The organism is Winogradskyella schleiferi (assembly GCF_013394655.1).
Taxonomy (GTDB): domain Bacteria; phylum Bacteroidota; class Bacteroidia; order Flavobacteriales; family Flavobacteriaceae; genus Winogradskyella; species Winogradskyella schleiferi.
In genome coordinates this window covers 2,741,700-2,761,630 of sequence record NZ_CP053351.1, presented here as the reverse complement: position 1 = coordinate 2,761,630, position 19,931 = coordinate 2,741,700, and the positions used below count along the sequence as shown (strand labels likewise).

Genomic DNA, 19,931 nt, shown 5'->3' with positions numbered 1-19,931 from the left:
AGCATTTTTCTTACATTTAACGATTCAAACGATTTTAAACATGACTCAAAAATTACAAATTCTCTTTTTATTTTTAACATTGTCAATTACAGCTTTCGCACAAGTCGCCAACCCACCAGCCGATTTAGAAGTTTGTGATGATGATAATGATGGTTTTTCTCAATTCGATTTAACCTTTTTGGACGCTGAGATTATCGGTAGCCAAAATCCTGTTGGTTTATTCATAACTTATCATGAAACCCAAAGTGATGCAGATAACGGAATTAATCTACTTTCATCACCTTTTGCAAACACTATTAATTGGTTACAAACTATCTATATACGATTGGAAGATAATAATACAGGGAGTTTTGATACTACAATCGTGGATTTAATTGTGATTGTTAATCCCATTGTAGGATCTTTGCAACAACCAGCTTCATTAAACTTATGTGATGATGTGGGAGAAGTAGGTGATGGGGTTACTGTATTCGATTTAACTGATAAGGATGCTGAGATTACAGGAGGCAATGCAGATTTGGCAGTATCCTATTATGAAACCAATGCAGATGGACAGGCACAAACAAATGTTATTACTAACCCAACTGCATATACTAATAATTCAGTAAATGGATTACCAAATAATCCACAAACATTATTTGTGGTCGTTACTGATACTAATACAGGTTGTGTAGGTTACACGACATTAACCATACGTGTTTTGCCTAATCCATATCCAACACCAAGTGATTTGTTGCCAGATTTGGTTCTATGTGATGACGATAATACTGGAGATGAAACAGAAATGTTTGACCTTACGGAAAACGAACCATGGATTATAAATGGTGAAACCGGACAAACCGTTACCTATCATATTAGTGAAAATGATGCTTTATCTGGAACAAATAGTATTTTAAATCCTACACAATTTGCTAATACAATGTCTCCACAGACTATTTATGCAAGAACGGAAATTAATACTACTGGCTGTTTTGCAGTGGTGGATTTTGATATAATAGTTAGTCCATTACCATCTACCATTGCTGTTACAGATTTTATTAAATGTGAATTATTCTCAGATGGTATTGCTGATTTTGATCTAACATTAAAAGACGATGAAATATTAAACGGTCAAGAGCCTGCACAGTTTAACGTATATTATTATATAAGTATAGCAGATGCATTATCAGGTACAAATGCATTAGCAAGTCCATATACCAATACAAATAATCCTCAACAGATATTTGTAACTATCACTAATAACGATACTGATTGCTCAATTAGTACTCAAAGTTTCAATATAGAAGTACAAGAAGCAGCTCAGGCAAATCCAGATTTTGAGTCCATTACCTATGAGCAATGCGATGACAATGTGGAAACGGATGGCGATTCAACCAATGATAGTGTACAGTTTGATTTATCAACGTTAGATTCACAGTTATTGGATGGACAAAATCCTTCTAGTTATACAGTAACTTATTATGCTAATGAGCAAGATGCTATTTTGAAAGTAAACCCACTACCGCAGTTGTATCAAAATGATGTAAATCCGCAAACAATTTATGCAAGTGTAACTAATGATTATTCAGGATGTGATGATGTTACGAGCTTAGACCTTCTTGTAAATCCATTGCCAGTACTAAATATTGAGAGTAATTATGTCTATTGTATAGGCGATACGTTAATATTGGATACAGAACTGTCCGAGGCAGATTTTTATTTTGTGTGGTATTATAATGGTAATTATATGGAATCAGAGGCCTCATATATTATAGTAACAGAACCAGGTTCATACCATATTCAAGCTACTTCATTAACTTCGGGATGCTATGCTACTACAATTACTAATGTAGAAGAAGTAGTTTGCACAGATACTGATAACGATGGTGTTATTGACGGTGATGAAGACATCAATAATAACGGGAATTTAGAAGACGATGATACGGATGATGATGGCATACCAAACTACTTAGACGATGATGATGATGGCGACAACGTAGATACCATTGATGAAATTAATATTGATTTAGATAGAAACAGTATTCATTCATTTATCGATACAGATAATGATCTTATTGAAAATTATTTGGACAATGATGATGACGGGGACAATGTGTTAACCATTGATGAAGATTACAACAATAACGGCGACCCAACCGATGATGATACCAACAACAATTCTATTCCAGATTATCTTGAAAGTGGAGTAGCTTTAAGTTTGAATGAATTTAGTAATGTAAAATTCAATATATTCCCAAACCCTGCTAAAGAAGAAGTGAAAATTCAACTTTCAAATTCTAATTTCGGAACAGGAAAAATTAATATTTACAATATTCAAGGAAAAGTAATTTTGAAGGATATTAAGTTGCAAGGACAGTCTTCAACTTTAAGCATTTCAAATCTAGAAAGTGGATTGTATTTTGTTGAATTGAGAATTGGAAATGGGACAACAGTTCAAAAATTAATTGTCAATTAAGTTGAATTGAAACTTATAATAAAAAAAGCTTCAGAATTATTCTGAGGCTTTTTTTGTAATGACTTATCTTTAGGTTCGTCAAAACTGTAAATAATTTCAATTCCGATAGCTATCGGAACTAAAAACCAAACCATGAAAAAAATACTACAACTACTTTTTATAGCCATTGCTATTTCAGCTTGTAAAAATGAAGCCAAGGAAAAAACAACAGTTATTGAAACTGAAAAAAAAGAGACTATCACAACGAGCATTTACCCAGAAGCAATTACCAAAGTTTTCGATTCCCATGGCGGCATTGACCAATGGAACAAAATGCAAACCTTATCCTTTACCATGGAAAAACCCAATGGAAAGGAAGTCACCACCACAAATTTAAAAACCAGAGAGGAATTAATTGACACGCCAACATACACACAAGTATTTGATGGCGAAACACTTTGGATTAAAGAAAAAGATGGTAAAGATTACAAAGGCAACCCAATGTTTTATAAAGGTTTGATGATGTACTTTTATGCCATGCCTTTTATTGTAGGAGATGACGGTGTTATCTATGAAGAAGCTGAACCTTTAACGTTTGAAGGTAAAACCTATCCAGGCATTTTAATTTCATACGAAGCAGGAATCGGCGAATCACCAGACGACGAATACATCATTTATTACGATTCCGAAACAGGACAAATGCAATGGTTGGCCTATACAGTAACGTTCGGAAAAGATGGTAAAAGCAACGAATTTAAGTTTATAAGATATAATAATTGGCAAACCGTCAATGGCCTTGTCGTTCCAAAAAGTGTGGATTGGTATACCTATGAAAACAACCAACCAATAGAAAAAAGAAATACAGTTGAGTTTACTGATGTCATGATTTCTGAGAAATTTCCAGACACTTCTATTTTTGAAAAGCCAGAAGACGCTAAAGTGATTGAATAGGGTTTAATTTTAATTAGTCCTAGTATTAATTAAAGCTCCTTCCCATCATAATAATTAACCAAAAGTGCCACCACATAACTATAGCTTTTCATACCATCAGCTTGGTTGTTGGCCTTTAGGAAATTATCAAAGGTTTTTTCAAAATAGGGCTCAAGAGGATTCTCGTAAGATTTCCAAAACTCTTGAACTTCTTGATAGTTTTTTATAATGCCTTTATTTATGGTTGGAAGCATGGTTTCATAACGTTGAGGTTCTCTTTTGTAGATTTCAGCTAAACAATACCGCAATGCAAACGTATAGCCTGAATATTTAAAATAAATATCGTCATTATGAATGGCTGCCAAACTACCGATAAAATTAGCTTCATTTTCTGCTGCGTAACCCAATTGATGTGCCGCTTCGTGGCAAGATGTGGTTGGAAATTTATAGGTTGAAATTAACCCATTGACTTGTGCCTCATTAGTAAATGGATTCAGATAGCCTGAAAATCCCATATAAGTCAATGGGAAACTATAAATGGATTTTTTGATGCTTTTCGGATGGTATTCAAGATGTGGATAAACGTCGGAAAGGGTCTTGTAACCATCTTTTACTTTATCGAAAACTTCTGCTTTTGAATACGGAAACCGAACTTTTACCGTATCATTCTTAGATAATTGATATTGTAAACTATTCGATTTTTGAATTAAGCGTTCTGTAAACGAAAGGAGTTGTTCAGTGCTGTAATCGGCTTCAAGGTGTAATGATTTGTAAAGTGGTTGCCTGTAATAATTAAAAGCCCAAAGCAGATGAAATGAAAAATAAGCAATGGATAAGGTCGCTCCAATATCTAATAGCCAATTTATGGTGTCTTTAAAAATCCGTTTTCGATTGACTATGAACCATCTAATGATATAAATTCCAGCTAATGTGTAAAGCACATCGCCTATAGAAAACGGTAGCCATCCAAAAACATAGCGCATCAATTTTGAAAGAAAAACGTATAGGCCGTTGCTGTAAAATTGCTCAACAAATTCGGGATAATGTTTCAATTGGGACATGAACACCACTTGAATGATCAAAAAAGTAACAAGGCTTATTTTTTTGTTTTTATGCATGAAACAAAAATCGAAAAAAAAGCTTGAGTTAATAAGGTCTCAAGCTTTTTAAATAAATTATTATTAAAAAAGTGTTTAATTTACTTTAATTAATTCTATTTCAAAAATTAGCGCCATAAATGGTTGTATGACTCCACCTGGCCTTGGGTTGGCACCATAAGCTAATTCTTGAGGTATAAAAAACTTATATTTAGCACCTTCTTTCATTAGTTGAACACCTTCTGTCCAACCTTTAACCACTCTGTTTAAGGCTGTTGTATATGAGTCAGAACTATCAAACTCAGTGCCGTCAATTGTTGTGCCTTTGTAACTTACAGTTACATTAGAAGAAGGCCCGTCGGGTTGTTTTCCCGTTCCTTTCGTTAGTACTAGGTATTGTAATCCACTTTCGGTAGTTTTTACTCCAGGTTTAGATTTATTAGTTTCTAAAAAATCTAAACTTGCTTTTTTAACGTCGGCAAATTTGGTTTCTAATTCTTTCTCTTGTTTAAGTCTTTGTTCTTCTTGTAGTTTTTTTCCAAAAGCTTGAAGAATATCTTGGTGATTTTCTTCAGGTATCTTTAATTCAGTTGAATCTGCAACATCCTTATAACCATTGATAAAAGCATCAAGATTTAAATCTGGAACTTGATTTAATAGCCCTTTTGCTTGGCTTGCTCCAATGGCATAACTAACAGAATCTATGTTGTTGGTTAAGGTAACATTTGAACCTGTATTTTTATTACTATCACATGCTAAAAACGTACTTGTAAGAACTACTAGTCCTATTTTTATTTTCATTATTTTAAACTTTAGATAAATTATAAATACTCAGTGAATTTAGTTCCCTAAATTTAATGAACTGCAAAAATATAATAATTAATTTTTTCTTGAAACATCTTTAGTAGAAACGAATCATTTTTTAAACCAAATGCATTATAATACTTAGTTGTAATTGGTGAATTGAGAATGAAAACATAATTACAATATAGACTCATTCATATTTTGTAAATTTGCCATTCAATAAAATGTAGTATTAATTAAAAGATACCCGCTTTTGCGGGCAAGTATATGAGTCAAGAAATAAGAGTCTTAGAGCCAAAAGCATTATGGAATAAATTCGCAGATTTGAATGCCGTTCCACGACCTTCTAAAAAAGAGGAACGTGTGATACAATTCATGAAGGATTTCGGGAAAAATCTAGGTTTAGAAACTATAGAGGACGAAGTTGGGAACGTCATCATTCGCAAGCCAGCATCGAAAGGTATGGAAGATCGAAAGCCAATTGTGATGCAAAGTCATTTAGATATGGTGCATCAAAAAAACAATGATACCGTTTTTAACTTTGATGAACAAGGAATAGACATGCATGTGGTTGGCGATTGGGTAAAAGCCAAAGGCACAACCCTTGGTGCTGATAATGGATTGGGTGTTGCCACGATTATGGCCATTTTAGAAAGTGATACTATTGCGCATCCAGCTTTAGAAGCATTGTTCACTATTGATGAAGAAACAGGAATGACAGGTGCCAAAGGTTTAAAAGGCGGTTTGCTAAGAGGCGATATTCTTCTAAATTTAGATACCGAAGAAGATGATGAAATAGGTGTTGGTTGCGCAGGAGGCGTTGATGTGACAGCAACACGAGATTATAAAGAAGAAGAAACTCCTGAGTTTAAACTCGGTTATAAAATTACCGTCAAAGGCTTACAAGGCGGCCATTCCGGAATGCAAATCCATGAAGGATTAGGCAATGCCAACAAATTGATGAACCGTTTATTATTTGATGGTTTTGAAAATTTCGGACTTCGGATTTCTGAAATTGATGGTGGAAGTTTACGAAATGCCATTCCAAGAGAAAGTAATGCCATTGTTGCGATTGATGCTGTACATGAAGCGGCTTTTGAAGCTGAGATGAAAGCACATGCCGAAGCGCTTAAGACCGAATTTAAAACTATGGAACCAGATTTGGAGATCGTAGTATCTAAAACGAATACACCTGCTAAAATTATGGATTTAGGCGTACAAGAAGGTTTAACCAGAGCTTTGTATGCAGCACACAATGGTGTTTACAGAATGAGTCCAGATATTAAGGATTTGGTAGAAACGTCCAACAATATCGCCAGAGTAATCGTAAAAGATGGTCATATTAAAATAGGGTGTCTAACACGTAGTTCTGTTGAAAGTACAAAACAAGATTTAGCGAATACTTTGCGTGCTACTTTTGAGCTCACAGGTTGCGAAGTTGAACTCTCTGGAGATTATCCTGGTTGGGCACCAAATATGGATTCTGATATCCTGAAAGTCATGGTGCCAATTTACGAACGTTTAAATAACGGTGAAAAACCACACGTCGCAGCTTGCCACGCAGGATTGGAATGTGGAATTCTTGGCACTAATTATCCAGATATGGACATGATTAGTTTTGGACCAAATATTAAAGGTGCGCATTCACCGGACGAACGTGCCCAAATTTCTTCTGCCCAAAAGTATTGGGAATTTGTATTGGAGATTTTGAAGCATATTCCGAAGAAATAGTTTTGTAGAATAAATTGTGATTTGAAAAAAAACCACTAATCCCGATAGTTATCGGGACTCAAGGCGATATCTATTCTATTCACCTGAGTGGATTGTCCCCTTGAGTAGACTTTAGGGGTGTTAGCATTATCATTGCAAGTTGTTCAGAAAAGCCACAAAAAAAGCAGCTAAGTATCAAATATAGATTTAGCTGCTTTTTTTATGTCTTATAGTAAGATTACTTCGGCTTCTTAATACTAACCAATTCAATATCAAAAACAAGGTTCGCATTGGCAGGAATCACAGGTGGATTTCCTCTCTCGCCATAGCCTAAATAATAAGGAATATATACTCTTGCCTTATCACCAATCTTCATGTTAAGCATAGCCTCTCTAAAACCAGCGATTAAAGTAGCGGTTTCATTGTACGGCATGTCGAAAGGCGCATAGCGACCAGCTTGGTCTTGTCTTTCATCATATTTGCCATTTTTCTCAGCAACACTTTTCCAAGTGGTCCAAAACAACTCTCCATTTTCTAAATAACCAGCACAATCAATATTTACACGATCTGTAGATTTTGGTTTAACGCCATTACCTTCATGGGTAAATATCATGGCCATTCCTGTAGGAGATTCTATCTTGCGTCCTGTTAATTCCTCATTCTTTTTTAAGAACTCTTCTCTTGCGGCTTCAGCTTTTGCTTTCGCTTCTTTTTGAGCCTCTGCTAATTTTTTGGCAGCTTCAGCCTTGGCAACTTCAGCGCGTTCTTTTATCTTAGGTAATTCTTCAGTAAAAACCTTAGGCGCATCGAATTTTTTCGCGGCACTACCTTTTCTTATAATGTTCACTTTAGTAATAGTGACATCTTCCAATGGTTTGTTAGATCCAGGCTGGACTTCTACATTAGAAATAGTGTCCAATACGGTTAAACCTTTAACCAATTCACCAAAAATCGCATGGCAAAATATTCTCGGATTGGTGCAATTTTTTAGATTTCCACTTTCGTCGTAGCCGTCTAACCAAGGTGTTGCTTTTTCAGTAATGAAAAACTGACTTCCATTGGCATTAGCACCAGGATTTGCCATGGACAAAATACCAGGTTTATTATGTTTAAAATCTTTAACAAGTTCATCTTCGAATTTATAGCCAGGATCACCACTTCCAGTTCCTGTTGGATCACCTGTTTGAATCATAAAATTATTCATCACACGATGAAACGTTAATCCATCATAGTAAGGTTTTCCTTTATATTCATCTTTTACTAATGGATGTTTTCCTTCAGCCAATGCCACAAAGTTAGCCACTGTTACAGGTACTTTTTTAAAGAATAGTTTTGCAACCATGGTATCTTTTGAGGTTACGATTTCTGCATAAAGCCCATCTTCTAAATCAGGATAACGGTCTTGACAAGACGTACTCGATAGTACTAATAATACAACGAATGCTGTAAGTGCTGTTTTAATCATTTTTTTGGGTTATTGTGTTTAAAGTTACTTCACAAATTAAAGGAATATTGGTTCCAATTTTATGTTCATCGCCATAATAACCGAAGGCTTTTTGGGATGGAAAAATAAATGTAGCGGTTTCTGTTGGTTTCAAAAGTTTTAAGCCTTCACGCAAACCTGTGAACAATTCTTCTTTGTCCATAATATAGGTTTTGTTGGTGTTGGCATAAATTTCATCGCCTTCAATAGTGGAGACATCAAAAGTAAAATCTACAACGTCTCCAAACTCTGCTTGAATCGTGTCATTTTCAATTCTAGTGTTGTAATAATACCAAAAACCACTTTCTGAAGCGATATAATTTTTTTCAGGATTACTTTTTATAATGTCTTGAATTTGCTCGTGCTCACGTTCATTAAGCTTTTTATTACGTTCTGCAGATGCTTTTAAAAACGAACCCGATTGCACGGATTCTGGCATTCGTGCTTCTGGAGATTTACAGCTGAAACACAACAACGAGAAGATGAGTATTATGAGTAGGTTTTTCATACTTGAATAATTTATTGCCTATTTTGGGTTAGGACAAATCTTGTTTATACTGCGGTAATATACTAATAAATTTATTTATAGTGGTTTTCATGTCCTCGTCACTGCGTCCTCCAGCGGCATTTGTATGTCCACCACCATTAAAATGTGCTCTTGAAAATTCATTTACCGAAAACTCACCTTTGCTGCGTAATGATATCTTTATGATACTATCTTGTTTACTTTCAATAAATATGGCTGCAAATATAATACCTTCTAACGATAATCCATAGTTTACAAAACCTTCCGTATCTCCTTTTTTAAAGTTGAACTCGTCCAATTCTGCCTGAGACAAAGTCGTGTAAGCCGTTCTCAATTCCGGGATCACTTTTAGATTCTGCAATGCTCTTCCCAATAATTGTAAACGACTGTAACTATTGGTGTCGTATATATTATTGTGAATTTGTGAATTATCCGCCCCTTTTTCAATGAGACTACCAATAACTTGGTGCGTTTTGGTCGTCGTAGCAGGAAACCGGAAGGAACCTGTATCTGTCATGATGCCAACGTACAAACAGGAGGCAATAGTTTCGTCTATTTTGTTTTCATCGCCAAGCCTATCGATAAAATTATATACCATTTCGCAGGTCGAAGACATCCTTACGTCAGAATACATATATTTTGCATAAGCATCTGGTTGCTGATGATGGTCTATCATTATTTTGGTTGCGTGTGAAGCTTCCAAAACTTCAGCCATGTGATGACCAGCTCTGTGATAGGCGTTAAAGTCCAATGTAAAAAGAAGGTCGGCTTTTTCTATAAGTCCGTTGCTTTCTTCGAGTTGCGTTTCATATTTTAAAACAGTCTCGTCGCCTGGCAACCACTTTAAAAAATCGGGATAATCGTTAGGAGCAATAACTGTGACGTTGTGGTTGTAGTGTTTGAGGTAATGGTATAAGCCCAAACTAGAACCCATTGCATCGCCATCTGGATTTCTATGCGGAACGATCACTATATTTTTTGGTGTGCTTAAAAGCGCTTTTATTTCTGAAATCTGCGTTTTATTCATAAGCGACGAAGATACGTTTTTTAGGGATTCTGAAAAGTGCTTTTAATATGAAATTAAGAGTGTTTTTTTATTGTTAGGATTTCTGATTTGTCGCACTGAGCACGATTCGGGAAACGGATTATATTAAGAAGTATGACTAATTGTGTATAGAGGTTGTCGATACAAAATTGAAAAAAGCAATTTCACTCGAACTGACGTTTATTAGGTAACACTAATTTAATAAAAGCTAAACTTGATTAATTAAAGAAATGCATTACTTTTGCACCTCATTAAAAAAAAGAACATGGCAACTAACAGAACATTTACAATGTTAAAGCCAGATGCTGTTGAAAAAGGACACATTGGCGCAATATTAGAAAAAATTTCAGCTTCAGGATTTAGAATCGTGGCGATGAAATTAACCCAAATGACCAAAGCAGATGCTGAGGAATTTTACGCAATTCATAACGAACGTCCATTTTTTGGAGAGTTGGTTGATTATATGACTCGTGGTCCAATCGTAGCAGCAGTTTTAGAAAAAGATAATGCTGTTGAGGATTTTAGAACTTTAATCGGAGCGACGAATCCTGCTGATGCAGCCGAAGGAACTATACGTAAAATGTTTGCAGATTCTATTAGCGAAAACGCTGTGCACGGAAGTGATAGTGATGAGAATGCCGCTATTGAAAGTGCTTTCCATTTTTCTGGAAGGGATATGTTTTAAGCTAAACATTATATGATAATTAAAAGACCATTCTAATAGGATGGTCTTTTTTTTTTAACTCAGTACGTTGTTGTGCTTTCGTTATTTAATTTTCTTGTTTCAGTTTTAAAGAGAATTTTAGCTTTATTGTATTTAATCTCAATAAAATAGTATATTTATCACGCTTCCCAAATTGTATTTTTAATTAATAGCCTGTACTAAAATTAGTGTTTTAAACCATAAACAATTACTATGAAAACATCTATCCCTAGACGGATTGCAATATCTGCTTTACTTATCTTTCTATTAATCTCTTCTTGTAAAGAAACCTCTAAAGAAGAAGTTGTTATCAATCAAACAGAAGCACTTAACAAGTGGTTTGATGATAAATATGAGGAATTGCTACAAATGAGTCCAATCCGACTTACAATGCAAGGGCGAAAAGATCAGTACGACAAAATTGATGACTTGAGTAAAGAAGCGGAAGAGAAGCAGTTAGATTGGTATTCTGAAGCGACTAAAGATCTCATTGAGAAGTTTGATTATGAAAGCCTTAATGATCAAGACAAAACATCTTATGATTTGTGGGTATTTCAGTACGAAGCTCTAAAAGAAAGTAGTGAATATAAGGATATAGATTATGTTTTTGACCAAATGCGTGGATTGCATGCTCGGCTACCTAATGCATTAATCAATTTTCATAAAGTTGACAGTCTTGCAGATATGACTGCCTATATGTCTCGAATTCAAGAGACAGGAAGAGCTATGAATCAATTGGTGGAAAGAGCAAAAGCGCAATCAGCTTTGGGTATTTTACCTCCAAAATTCACCTTTGAAAGATTGATTATTCAAACGAAGTCATTAGTGGATGGTAAGCCTTTGTTAGACGACATGTATAGAAAAATTGATGCGCTTATGGCATCAGAAAACATAGATTCAGAGCAGGCCGTTGCACTTAAAGAAGAATCTAAAAAAGCACTTTCAACTTATTTTACACCATCATATAATAATTTATTAGCTTGGTTAGAAACTGAAATTAACAATGCAGAAGCAGCACCAACAGGTGTTAGTCGCCATCCTAATGGTAAAGATTTTTATAATCACAAATTAAAGGTGTTTACAACAACAGATCTTACTGCAGACGAAATACATGACATTGGCCTAAGAGAAGTGGCTCGAATAAAAGGAGAGATGTTAGCAATTAAAAATGAAGTAGGTTTTGAAGGCGATTTGGATGCTTTTTTTAATTTTGTGAATACTGATGAACAGTTTTTCTTTCCGAATACTGACGAGGGACGACAAGCATACCTTGATGAATCTACTAAATATTTAGACGATTTAACTAAGAAATTACCAGATTACTTCGGTATTCTGCCAAAAGCTGATTTAGAAGTCAGACGTGTAGAGGCTTTTAGAGAACAAGATGGTGCTCCACAGCATTATTCAGCAGGAACTCCCGATGGGTCAAGATCAGGAACTTATTATGCACATCTATCAGATATGAGTGCGATGCCAAAATCTACTATGGAAGGTGTTGCATATCATGAAGGAAACCCTGGACATCATATGCAAATTTCCATAGCACAAGAGTTAGAATCTGTTCCTAAGTTTAGAACACAAGCTAATTTTAGTGTGTATAGTGAGGGTTGGGGATTATACTCTGAAATTTTGGCAAAAGAAATGGGAGGTTACCAAAATCCTTATTACGATTTTGGTCGCTTGGTTAACGAAATTTGGAGAGCCATTCGTTTAGTAGTAGACACGGGTTTACATTCTAAAGGGTGGACCGAAGCTGATGCTGTAAAGTATTTCACTGAAAACTCTTCAATTGCAGATGGCGCAATAAAGGCAGAGGTACAACGCTATATGGTAATGCCAGGTCAGGCTACGTCTTACAAAATAGGAATGCTTAAAATTCAGGAATTAAGACAACATGCTGAAGATGAATTAGGTGCCAAATTTGATATTAAAGAATTTCATGATACCATTCTGGGAGGTGGTGCTTTACCACTGGAGTTATTAGAACGCAGAGTGAATGCATGGATAAACTCCGTGAGTGAAACGCAAGCACTAAAAATGTAATTGCAATGAAGCATTTTAGCAACATTGTTTTCAATTTGTAGTTTTCTGAAGAACTTTACATGGGTTAGCATTTTCTGATAACGGCTTGTCCTGAATTATGGCTAAAGGTTAATCCCGATAGCTATCGGGAGAATTAGGCTGATAATTTATCTGCCTGCCGGCAGACAGGTACAACAAAGCTTGCAGAGATTTGTATGAGCGAATTGTGGCCAAGGGTAAGAGCAAAAAAACTGGCTTTTATTGCAGTGTGCAATAAGCTGCTAAAACAGGCCTTTGAAATCGCAAAATCAGTATTGATATATGACAATGAATATAAAAGTACGCTAGTGAAAAATTAATGGAATTTTACTTGTTTTTTAGCACAGTACTTTGTTGTGTGGAGTACTTTTTTTATTCATAGTAATAATATCTAATCAATTCAGTCCGCTTTCCATTTCGATATTGAGATTTTTCGGTTATTAAATTCCGATGATTGTATTCGAATTTCTGCTTGATAATTTCTCCGTTTGATTTTGTTTCTGTTCTTTCGATTAATTTTTCGTTTTTCCATTTATATGAATAATCGGAACATTCGTTTTGGTCATTTGCTATTTTACATTCCCTTATTATATTTTTATCAGTATCTAAAACTGTGATTTCTTTCTTGTAATATGCACCAAACCTTGATTCGGTATTGCTGTTTATGGTTTCTGTTGTTTTATCTAAACCATATTTATAAGTTTTCGTCGATTCCCAAATTGGTTTATTGTAAACATACCAACCTGTCGAGTCGATCTGTTTTTTTAATCGATTTTGATTGTCGTAATAGTAATATCTTTTGGTATGTAATTTATTTTCTCTTGTGTAAGAAGTCCATTCAATAAGTTTTTTTTCTTCGTCGTATTTCCACTCAATATTCAAGTATTTTGAGTGACAATATGAACAAGTAACAGCGTCTGTTTTGTTTTCGGGATTATAGCTTTTTGTTTTTAAATATCTTGTACTATCGACTGTATGATATTGTTTGATTTCTTGATTATATGAATTATATACATATTCGTAAATCTGTGGTCTATCAATTGATTTTAAATGAAACGTAGTGTCTTTTGATGATTTGTAAATAGAGTAGTGATTATTTATAGTTCGATATTCTTTTCGTTTAAGGTTTTCGTTGATGTTATATTCATAAATCGTTTCGCCTACGCATTCATCATACTCTATAAAACCAAATTCCTTTGTTTTTTCGATTTCTAAAGGTGTACTGGTCGTTTTTAGAATTAAACCATTCTCTTTGTAATAATCTTTAAATTTATTCCAATTTAAATGAGTGCCAACGTGAGTAACAACGACTAAACTACTTTCAATTCCAAAAACTGTTTTGTTCTTTAAATCAATCTGTTTGATAAATAGTAGTGTGCTATCTCTTTTTTTGACTTCACCATTTTTTCTCAATGGTATTGAATATTTAGAAACCTTACTTAAATTGTTTTCGATGAAGTCATTATAAGTCCAATTTAATTCTGTCGGTTTTTGAGCAAAAACCAAAGTCGTTAGAAATGTTAATATGGTAAATGTAAAGGTCTTCATTGGTATTACACACAACGTTTGGTGTATGATTAGTTGCGTGGTTAAGCAACTAATTTAGCAAATAAATCACAGATAGAATATTCCAGTAGAAATTGCGTAAGTCGGCAGTGACCAAGCAATTAATTATTCATGGTGTTGTGGGTAGTTTTTATTCATTGTAAGGGTTCATTATGTTATTTGCTTTATGACCTTCTTTTCTGTCTTTATTCATTTGTTCTGGATTAATAAAAGCCACTATTTCATTAGAAACAATGGCTCTATCTTCAAATTCCAATTTGTAGCGAAGCTTTGTTTTGAAACTTCCCTTAAATATTGGTTGAGTAAATTCCCAATACTCGTTTTTTCCAAGAGTTATAGTATGATAACTATTTCCGCACCAACTTGAAGGTAAATAAGTTATTTCAGTCCATATTCCAATATTGGATTTAATCTCCGTTTTTATGTCAAGTCGACTGTCTTGACCTGATAAGTCAAAATTCTTGTCTGTTGTGTTAATTAAATAAAGAGTATGTCCAATATTTTTTTCATATACTTTTTGAAGTTCGTTTTCACTCAAAAAAAGTCCGAACAGTCCTTTTTCAAATTTTCCGTTATTGGGTTTTGGAATATTTTCTGAATGGGCTTCTCCATTTGACTCTTTAGCATTTTTTTTGCTACTGAATGCGTAACAATTTCCTCTTAATTGAAAATCAATATCTAAACTGTCCAATTTTTTTAGAGTTTCAGAATCAATTTTAGGTTCTCCGTTAAATGCAATTCCATTCGATATATTAACTTTTTCTTGGCATTGAAAAAAACAAATTAATCCAACCATCAGAAATATAAATTTTAGTATTCTTTTCATATCGAGTTTAAATTACCCACAACGTGATATATAATAACTTTTATAATTCATATCCTGTAAACAAGCCAAGCTAACAACACTTTTCTATTTTCATTTCTGATTTTATAAAAATTAGTCAAATCGTTAAAGACATATATAGCCAGTCCCACTCACTTCTTCAAAACCAAACTCAACTGCTTCCCAAAAACACCAGAAATTCCTGCAGCCAAGCCACCAACAATTCCTGTAACTAGCATCAACACATAAGGATTGCCTCCTAAGGGTAAAAGCACGGCAATACGTTTGGCTAACGTGTAATCATTGCCACTACTCAATATAAAACTATAAAGAAACCATAAGACTAGAATGGCAAAAAATGGTATAAAAAATACCGCTGCTTTTTTAAGCGGCATAAATAAAGCGGTCGCAAAAGCCGCGACCATAACTGACCACCAAGGCAGAACTAATGATAATACATAGGCTACTATTATGGTCACTATAAAATTGAGAATATTCTTGCTCATTACTTGGTTGGTGTTAGGGTTTGAGTGCCAATAATGGCTTCTGTGGCTTTATCGCTTTGCAGAAAATTGAGACTGTGGTATTCGCCAGCAGCCCAAGTGTCTATAAAATTATCGTAGTATTTACTGCCGGGATTACCCGATTGTCCGCCAGGATAAATGCCCAATGCGGTAGGAGGAGAGGTCATTTCTACGATCATGCGCCAAGATGGTCCCCAATTTTCGGAAGTCGCGTTAACAATATTTTTACCGCCTCCAATAGGAATATCAAATCTTGAAAAGGCTGGTAAGGCTTGTAATAGATGACCGGCAAATGTGCCTTTGTAGTTTACCCAGTTGAGGTCTCCGTTTTTGGCTTTCCAATCGTTAAGATTTTCAACCGCTTTACTAAAACTGAGATTGAATAAGTCTTTAGCTGTTTCTTTTTCTGGTGTGCCTTTAATGTCCATAAAGTCATCTTCGCCTTTATTTTTCAATAAATAAATGGTTTGGTAGGTGAACGGCGTTTCTAAGGCAGTATTCTCAACTTTAAACTCGTCCCAAACCATATCGTGGAGAACGTCCCACCAAGCATTCCAGATACTTGGGCCAATTTCATCTGTGTCATTATTATAGTGCCATTCTTCAGCAGTATCATAAATTTCTTTCTCTTCCTTGGTTAAGTTAGACACATCCATAGTTTTTAACATATAGGGCATCAATTCAGCTGCTTTAAGGTTGTAATTATTGTTGTGTAAATCCTTGAAATCTTGAATACTAAATTTGTCCTTCGAATTAAAAAAATCATTTATCACACGATTTCTATACGTTTCATAACCATCATTAAATACAAAATAAGGATAAGTTTCATCGACAGGAGATTGATTGGCAGAACTCACAAAACCACGCTCCGGATTTTTGGTGTGTGCGTTGAACTGTTGCGGAATATAACCTTGCCAGTCGTTTTCAGATTTGGTACCATCCATTACAAATTTACCTTGGCCTTCCCATTTATTAGGAAATAGGCCTTGCACCCATAGGGCAATATCCCCTTCAGTAGAAGCAAAAATGATGTTTTGGGCAGGCGCTACCCAATATTGGAGTGCCTTTTCATAATCATCATAACCTTTTGCCTTGTTCAATTCTGTAAATGTTTTTTGACCATTCCCAGGAATATGTCCTGCCCATTTCATGGCATAACCCGATAATTCATTATCAGATTTAAAGTTTTTGTCATAAACCACAGGACCATGATGTGTATAAAGCACAGAATCTTTATAGCTTTCCTGACCTTTAATTTTGATTTCTTCAATTCTCATGGAAACAGCTTTCCATTGGTTATCCAATTTATAATGTGTTCGGTTGTTGTTGAATTCAATCTTATACCAATCAATAACATCGCGTGTGGCATTGGTTTCGCCCCAAGCAATATGTTCGTTAAATCCAGATATTACAGCCAATGCACCTGGTAATGTGGCACCAAATGCATTATGATTTGGTGTGCTTAATTGCATCACAAACCATATAGAAGGTAAATTGAGACCTAAATGTGGATCGTTTGCTAAGATGGCATTTCCTGTTGCTGATTTTTCGTCCGAAATTGCCCAATTGTTACTGCCATAATTAGGATCTGGTTTATCAATGGTTTCGGCGATGGAATCTAAAACGGGTTTGCTATTCGGGCTTTGGGTTTGTGGCACATCGATGTAACTCCAATCGGTTTCTTTTGGAATGATGGGATCCGTAATGTCAAAAAAATCTGGATACAATAAATCGAAACGTTCCTTCCCAAAGAGTCTAAGCGCATTGGTATATTCCATGTCTTCATCTCCTCCAGCCAGCATTTTGGTCATATACATTAAGAGTAAAGCCGTTTTTTTAGGTGACCATGCTTCAGGTTTATAATCCAATAATTTATATTCAACAGGATAGGTTTTTGAGTTGAGTTGGTTAATATAACTGTTAACGCCATCAGCATAGGCTTCAACAATAGCCATCATGTTTTTATCTTCCGACATTTTGCTCAGTGTTTGTTCAGCACCATAGACCATACCTCGTCTGCGTTCTTGTCGGTCGTAATTCAGGGCCTTTTCTCCAATAATTTCAGACAAACGTCCTGCGGCTGCATAGGTTTGGAATTCCATTTGCCAAAGTCTATGTTTTGCAGTGATATAACCTTGCGCTCTGTATAAATCGAGTTCGTTTTGTGCGAATACATGTGGAATTAACTCGGCATCATAATGCACAGTGACTTTATCTTTTAAGTCAGGAATAGCAATAGTTCCTGAAATGGCTTCGTCGGTTTCATTTTGCCAGACGCCTGTGTAAGGATTTAGGAATTTTCCAATGGGAGGAATAGCGCCGAATTTGGAATTTAAAGCGAAAAAAATGCCAACCATCAATAGGAAGGACAGAATGAGTTTGAAATACTTCATGAAGTGGAATTATAGTAGGATTTAAAAATAGGAAAATATATGATAACGTTAGACACGAATTGCACTAATTCTTACTAAAGGTTAATACGGTTGAGTATCTCGCGCAAAGGTGCAGAGACGCAAAGTAATACGCTCTTCATAGACTTTACATATCAAAAAAGTTTATGGGGTTTTGAATGGTTAAATTTAATATTATTAATTTTTAAAGCTGCAACCTGTGCGTCTCTGCGTCTTTGCGAGAGGTTGTGACGTGGTGATTCCGAATGGTTCGTTAATTTCATATAAAGCAAATTTTCAAGAATTAATAATCTGCAATACACTTGAGTAGAAACCTTTCAGAAACAAGAATTTTTTATTTAAGAGAAATAGAGTCTATAAGAAGTTGAAATGTTTCTTCTTTTTTATTCCCGATTAAAAAAGCAATCTCTTCCATCTGTTCTCCTTCAAAATTAGGGATATCTACACTACGACCTCTGAAGGCTGCAGACATTTCTGAAAATGGAATTGCAATGGTTTGCCAAGCTCCAGTCGTGCTAAATTGAAAAATATAAGAATAGCGATGGGAGCGTTTATCCTTAACCCGAAATTGATAGGGTTTACCATCGCCTTTAATTTTTAATATAAATTTTGAATAGTCCTTTGTGTCGATTGACTCAAACTCATAATGTAAGGAAGAGAATCCACCATTATTTTCGAGTGACACTTTACCTGAATAGTCCCCATGTCCATCGTCATTAATTTTAAAATGACCATCAGAGCGTCCTCCCATAACCACGTCATCGACAATTTTCCAATCGGAGACATCACTAGTTGAAGAAAAATCAAAAATGGTCATGCTTTGGGAAATTAAAAAAATTAGTAAGGTATTTATAAGGAGTGTTTTCATCATTTCCTTAAAGATACACTATCGATATGGTTACAGGAAAATATTTTGAAAACTTTATAATTCAAACCCTATCGAAGCACCAATTTCTTGACCACATCTTTCCTTAGGGATTCATTGAGCATTTTTATGATTTTTTCTGTACCATAACTCAACTCTTCTCGCAATACGCTACTACTTAATTGCACATAGAGCGTGTCGTGTTTTAACTCTATGGCAGTGGTGTAATTATTCACGCCATTTCCCATCAAATTTGCCCAAGCTTCACGCACATCTACTTTATCCAAACCCGATTGTAAATTGTTGGTCTCTACAAACTCTTTTAGAATGTCTTGTATCGGTTGATTATCGTTTTTTCGTTTTGCCATCTTTAGTTGCCGCGAAAACGGTCATCTATTTAATAGTGTTAAACTTTAGTTCTAGATTACTAAGTTACAAATTTAATAGCTTAATAAGCTATTTTGGTTGTTTCACAGAGTTGCCTCCAATACCTTAATACTACAATTTATGGTTCTAAATCTAATTTTATAGGCGTATAGCGTTTATACACGTAAATATTCTCATTTTCATTAATGATCCGAAGTTGGTCTGAAGTAGCTTCCAAGACCGTTTCTTTCCAATTGGCATATGGTGTTGTATAATAAATATGCAAGGCATTATCTTCAATTTTCAACTCAATGGCTTCAGCGTCATCCGAAGAAAAATAGGTGTCGTTTAAGCCAGGTTTTAGTTTTTTACGGAAACCCTTCAAACTATCATTCACGCTTATATAATCTATGGTTTCGTTAAATTTATATTCTTTTTTACTGCCATCTGCCATGGTCACTTCTTCAATTTCCCAATAACCTTCTACATGTGGAATGTAAGTTTCAGGATTCTCGGAACAGCTAAAGAGGACTATTGCAATAACAATTAAAAGTGTTGGGTATGACAGTATGGTTTTCATATT

At 34.9% G+C, this 19,931-nt stretch carries 17 protein-coding genes and 1 pseudogene; 6 read left to right on the top strand and 12 right to left on the bottom strand.

The features are described from left to right. Positions 1 to 40: 40 nt before the first annotated feature. Together HM990_RS12025 and HM990_RS12020 are read left to right on the top strand one after the other, a co-directional pair. Entirely contained in the window at positions 41 to 2,455 is a 2,415-nt protein-coding gene (locus HM990_RS12025; RefSeq protein WP_178989173.1) for a T9SS type A sorting domain-containing protein, read from the top strand. Positions 2,456 to 2,587: 132 nt separating this feature from the next. Next, positions 2,588 to 3,385 (top strand): DUF6503 family protein, encoded by a 798-nt coding sequence (locus tag HM990_RS12020; RefSeq protein WP_178989172.1) that lies wholly within the window; start codon positions 2,588 to 2,590, stop codon positions 3,383 to 3,385. Positions 3,386 to 3,414: 29 nt separating this feature from the next. Here HM990_RS12020 and HM990_RS12015 read toward each other — a convergent pair whose 3' ends face one another. Together HM990_RS12015 and HM990_RS12010 are read right to left on the bottom strand one after the other, a co-directional pair. After that, complete coding sequence (locus tag HM990_RS12015; protein WP_229719257.1) at positions 3,415 to 4,425, bottom strand: DUF3810 domain-containing protein; 1,011 nt, start codon at positions 4,423 to 4,425, stop codon at positions 3,415 to 3,417. Positions 4,426 to 4,557: 132 nt separating this feature from the next. Next, entirely contained in the window at positions 4,558 to 5,262 is a 705-nt protein-coding gene (locus tag HM990_RS12010) for an FKBP-type peptidyl-prolyl cis-trans isomerase (protein ID WP_178989170.1), read from the bottom strand. 270 nt (positions 5,263 to 5,532) lie between these two features. On the opposite strand from HM990_RS12010, the gene HM990_RS12005 reads away from it, so the two are divergent. Next, positions 5,533 to 6,996, top strand: a complete 1,464-nt coding sequence (locus tag HM990_RS12005; protein WP_178989169.1) for an aminoacyl-histidine dipeptidase — start codon at positions 5,533 to 5,535, stop codon at positions 6,994 to 6,996. 217 nt (positions 6,997 to 7,213) lie between these two features. Here HM990_RS12005 and HM990_RS12000 read toward each other — a convergent pair whose 3' ends face one another. The 3 genes from HM990_RS12000 to HM990_RS11990 are packed head-to-tail and all read right to left on the bottom strand — an operon-like array spanning position 7,214 to position 10,011. Next, on the bottom strand, positions 7,214 to 8,440 hold the full coding sequence (locus tag HM990_RS12000) for a peptidylprolyl isomerase (RefSeq protein ID WP_178989168.1): 1,227 nt from the start codon (positions 8,438 to 8,440) through the stop codon (positions 7,214 to 7,216). Next, positions 8,433 to 8,966 carry a gliding motility-associated peptidyl-prolyl isomerase GldI gene (gldI, locus tag HM990_RS11995; RefSeq protein ID WP_178989167.1) on the bottom strand — a complete coding sequence of 178 codons (534 nt, stop codon included), beginning with the start codon at positions 8,964 to 8,966 and terminating at the stop codon, positions 8,433 to 8,435. The genes HM990_RS12000 and gldI overlap by 8 nt, the downstream gene beginning before the upstream one ends. A 28-nt stretch (positions 8,967 to 8,994) precedes the next feature. Continuing rightward, positions 8,995 to 10,011 (bottom strand): DHH family phosphoesterase, encoded by a 1,017-nt coding sequence (locus HM990_RS11990; protein WP_178989166.1) that lies wholly within the window; start codon positions 10,009 to 10,011, stop codon positions 8,995 to 8,997. A gap of 283 nt (positions 10,012 to 10,294) precedes the next feature. Here HM990_RS11990 and HM990_RS11985 point away from each other — a divergent pair, with 283 nt between their 5' ends. The 3 genes and pseudogenes from HM990_RS11985 to HM990_RS19855 all read left to right on the top strand — a co-directional run. Continuing rightward, a complete protein-coding gene (locus HM990_RS11985; protein ID WP_178989165.1) occupies positions 10,295 to 10,714 on the top strand; it encodes a nucleoside-diphosphate kinase in 420 nt (139 codons plus the stop codon). A gap of 231 nt (positions 10,715 to 10,945) precedes the next feature. Beyond that, the gene (locus tag HM990_RS11980) at positions 10,946 to 12,775 is read left to right on the top strand and encodes a DUF885 domain-containing protein (protein WP_178989164.1); all 1,830 of its coding nucleotides are present in this window, start codon (positions 10,946 to 10,948) and stop codon (positions 12,773 to 12,775) included. Between the two features lie 160 nt (positions 12,776 to 12,935). Further along, positions 12,936 to 13,113 (top strand): annotated as a pseudogene (locus HM990_RS19855) (IS110 family transposase); the annotation flags it as partial. 52 nt (positions 13,114 to 13,165) lie between these two features. Here the strand turns inward: HM990_RS19855 and HM990_RS11975 are convergent. From HM990_RS11975 to HM990_RS11945, 7 genes are all read right to left on the bottom strand, one after another. Next, a complete protein-coding gene (locus tag HM990_RS11975) occupies positions 13,166 to 14,341 on the bottom strand; it encodes a hypothetical protein (RefSeq protein WP_178989163.1) in 1,176 nt (391 codons plus the stop codon). Positions 14,342 to 14,489: 148 nt separating this feature from the next. Next, positions 14,490 to 15,185, bottom strand: a complete 696-nt coding sequence (locus tag HM990_RS11970; RefSeq protein ID WP_178989162.1) for a hypothetical protein — start codon at positions 15,183 to 15,185, stop codon at positions 14,490 to 14,492. 149 nt (positions 15,186 to 15,334) lie between these two features. Continuing rightward, on the bottom strand, positions 15,335 to 15,688 hold the full coding sequence (locus HM990_RS11965) for a hypothetical protein (protein WP_178989161.1): 354 nt from the start codon (positions 15,686 to 15,688) through the stop codon (positions 15,335 to 15,337). Further along, positions 15,688 to 18,099 carry a penicillin acylase family protein gene (locus HM990_RS11960; protein WP_178989160.1) on the bottom strand — a complete coding sequence of 804 codons (2,412 nt, stop codon included), beginning with the start codon at positions 18,097 to 18,099 and terminating at the stop codon, positions 15,688 to 15,690. Before HM990_RS11960 ends, HM990_RS11965 begins: the two co-directional genes overlap by 1 nt. Before the next feature lie 352 nt (positions 18,100 to 18,451). Then, positions 18,452 to 18,934 carry a CIA30 family protein gene (locus HM990_RS11955; RefSeq protein WP_229719256.1) on the bottom strand — a complete coding sequence of 161 codons (483 nt, stop codon included), beginning with the start codon at positions 18,932 to 18,934 and terminating at the stop codon, positions 18,452 to 18,454. A 119-nt stretch (positions 18,935 to 19,053) separates the two neighbouring features. Next, complete coding sequence (locus HM990_RS11950) at positions 19,054 to 19,350, bottom strand: DUF721 domain-containing protein (RefSeq protein WP_178989159.1); 297 nt, start codon at positions 19,348 to 19,350, stop codon at positions 19,054 to 19,056. 137 nt (positions 19,351 to 19,487) lie between these two features. Beyond that, positions 19,488 to 19,928, bottom strand: coding sequence for a lipocalin family protein (locus tag HM990_RS11945; RefSeq protein WP_178989158.1), 441 nt, complete (start codon positions 19,926 to 19,928; stop codon positions 19,488 to 19,490). Positions 19,929 to 19,931: the final 3 nt, after the last annotated feature.

Coding starts and splice junctions, on each gene's coding strand:
- HM990_RS11970 (WP_178989162.1), bottom strand. CDS start 15,185: ATGAAAAGAATACTAAAATTTATATTTCTGATGGTTGGATTAATTTGT.
- HM990_RS11950 (WP_178989159.1), bottom strand. CDS start 19,350: ATGGCAAAACGAAAAAACGATAATCAACCGATACAAGACATTCTAAAA.
- HM990_RS11955 (WP_229719256.1), bottom strand. CDS start 18,934: ATGACCATTTTTGATTTTTCTTCAACTAGTGATGTCTCCGATTGGAAA.
- HM990_RS12005 (WP_178989169.1), top strand. CDS start 5,533: ATGAGTCAAGAAATAAGAGTCTTAGAGCCAAAAGCATTATGGAATAAA.
- HM990_RS11980 (WP_178989164.1), top strand. CDS start 10,946: ATGAAAACATCTATCCCTAGACGGATTGCAATATCTGCTTTACTTATC.
- HM990_RS12015 (WP_229719257.1), bottom strand. CDS start 4,425: ATGTCCCAATTGAAACATTATCCCGAATTTGTTGAGCAATTTTACAGC.
- HM990_RS12025 (WP_178989173.1), top strand. CDS start 41: ATGACTCAAAAATTACAAATTCTCTTTTTATTTTTAACATTGTCAATT.
- HM990_RS11945 (WP_178989158.1), bottom strand. CDS start 19,928: ATGAAAACCATACTGTCATACCCAACACTTTTAATTGTTATTGCAATA.
- gldI (WP_178989167.1), bottom strand. CDS start 8,966: ATGAAAAACCTACTCATAATACTCATCTTCTCGTTGTTGTGTTTCAGC.
- HM990_RS12000 (WP_178989168.1), bottom strand. CDS start 8,440: ATGATTAAAACAGCACTTACAGCATTCGTTGTATTATTAGTACTATCG.
- HM990_RS11990 (WP_178989166.1), bottom strand. CDS start 10,011: ATGAATAAAACGCAGATTTCAGAAATAAAAGCGCTTTTAAGCACACCA.
- HM990_RS11960 (WP_178989160.1), bottom strand. CDS start 18,099: ATGAAGTATTTCAAACTCATTCTGTCCTTCCTATTGATGGTTGGCATT.
- HM990_RS11965 (WP_178989161.1), bottom strand. CDS start 15,688: ATGAGCAAGAATATTCTCAATTTTATAGTGACCATAATAGTAGCCTAT.
- HM990_RS11985 (WP_178989165.1), top strand. CDS start 10,295: ATGGCAACTAACAGAACATTTACAATGTTAAAGCCAGATGCTGTTGAA.
- HM990_RS11975 (WP_178989163.1), bottom strand. CDS start 14,341: ATGAAGACCTTTACATTTACCATATTAACATTTCTAACGACTTTGGTT.
- HM990_RS12020 (WP_178989172.1), top strand. CDS start 2,588: ATGAAAAAAATACTACAACTACTTTTTATAGCCATTGCTATTTCAGCT.
- HM990_RS12010 (WP_178989170.1), bottom strand. CDS start 5,262: ATGAAAATAAAAATAGGACTAGTAGTTCTTACAAGTACGTTTTTAGCA.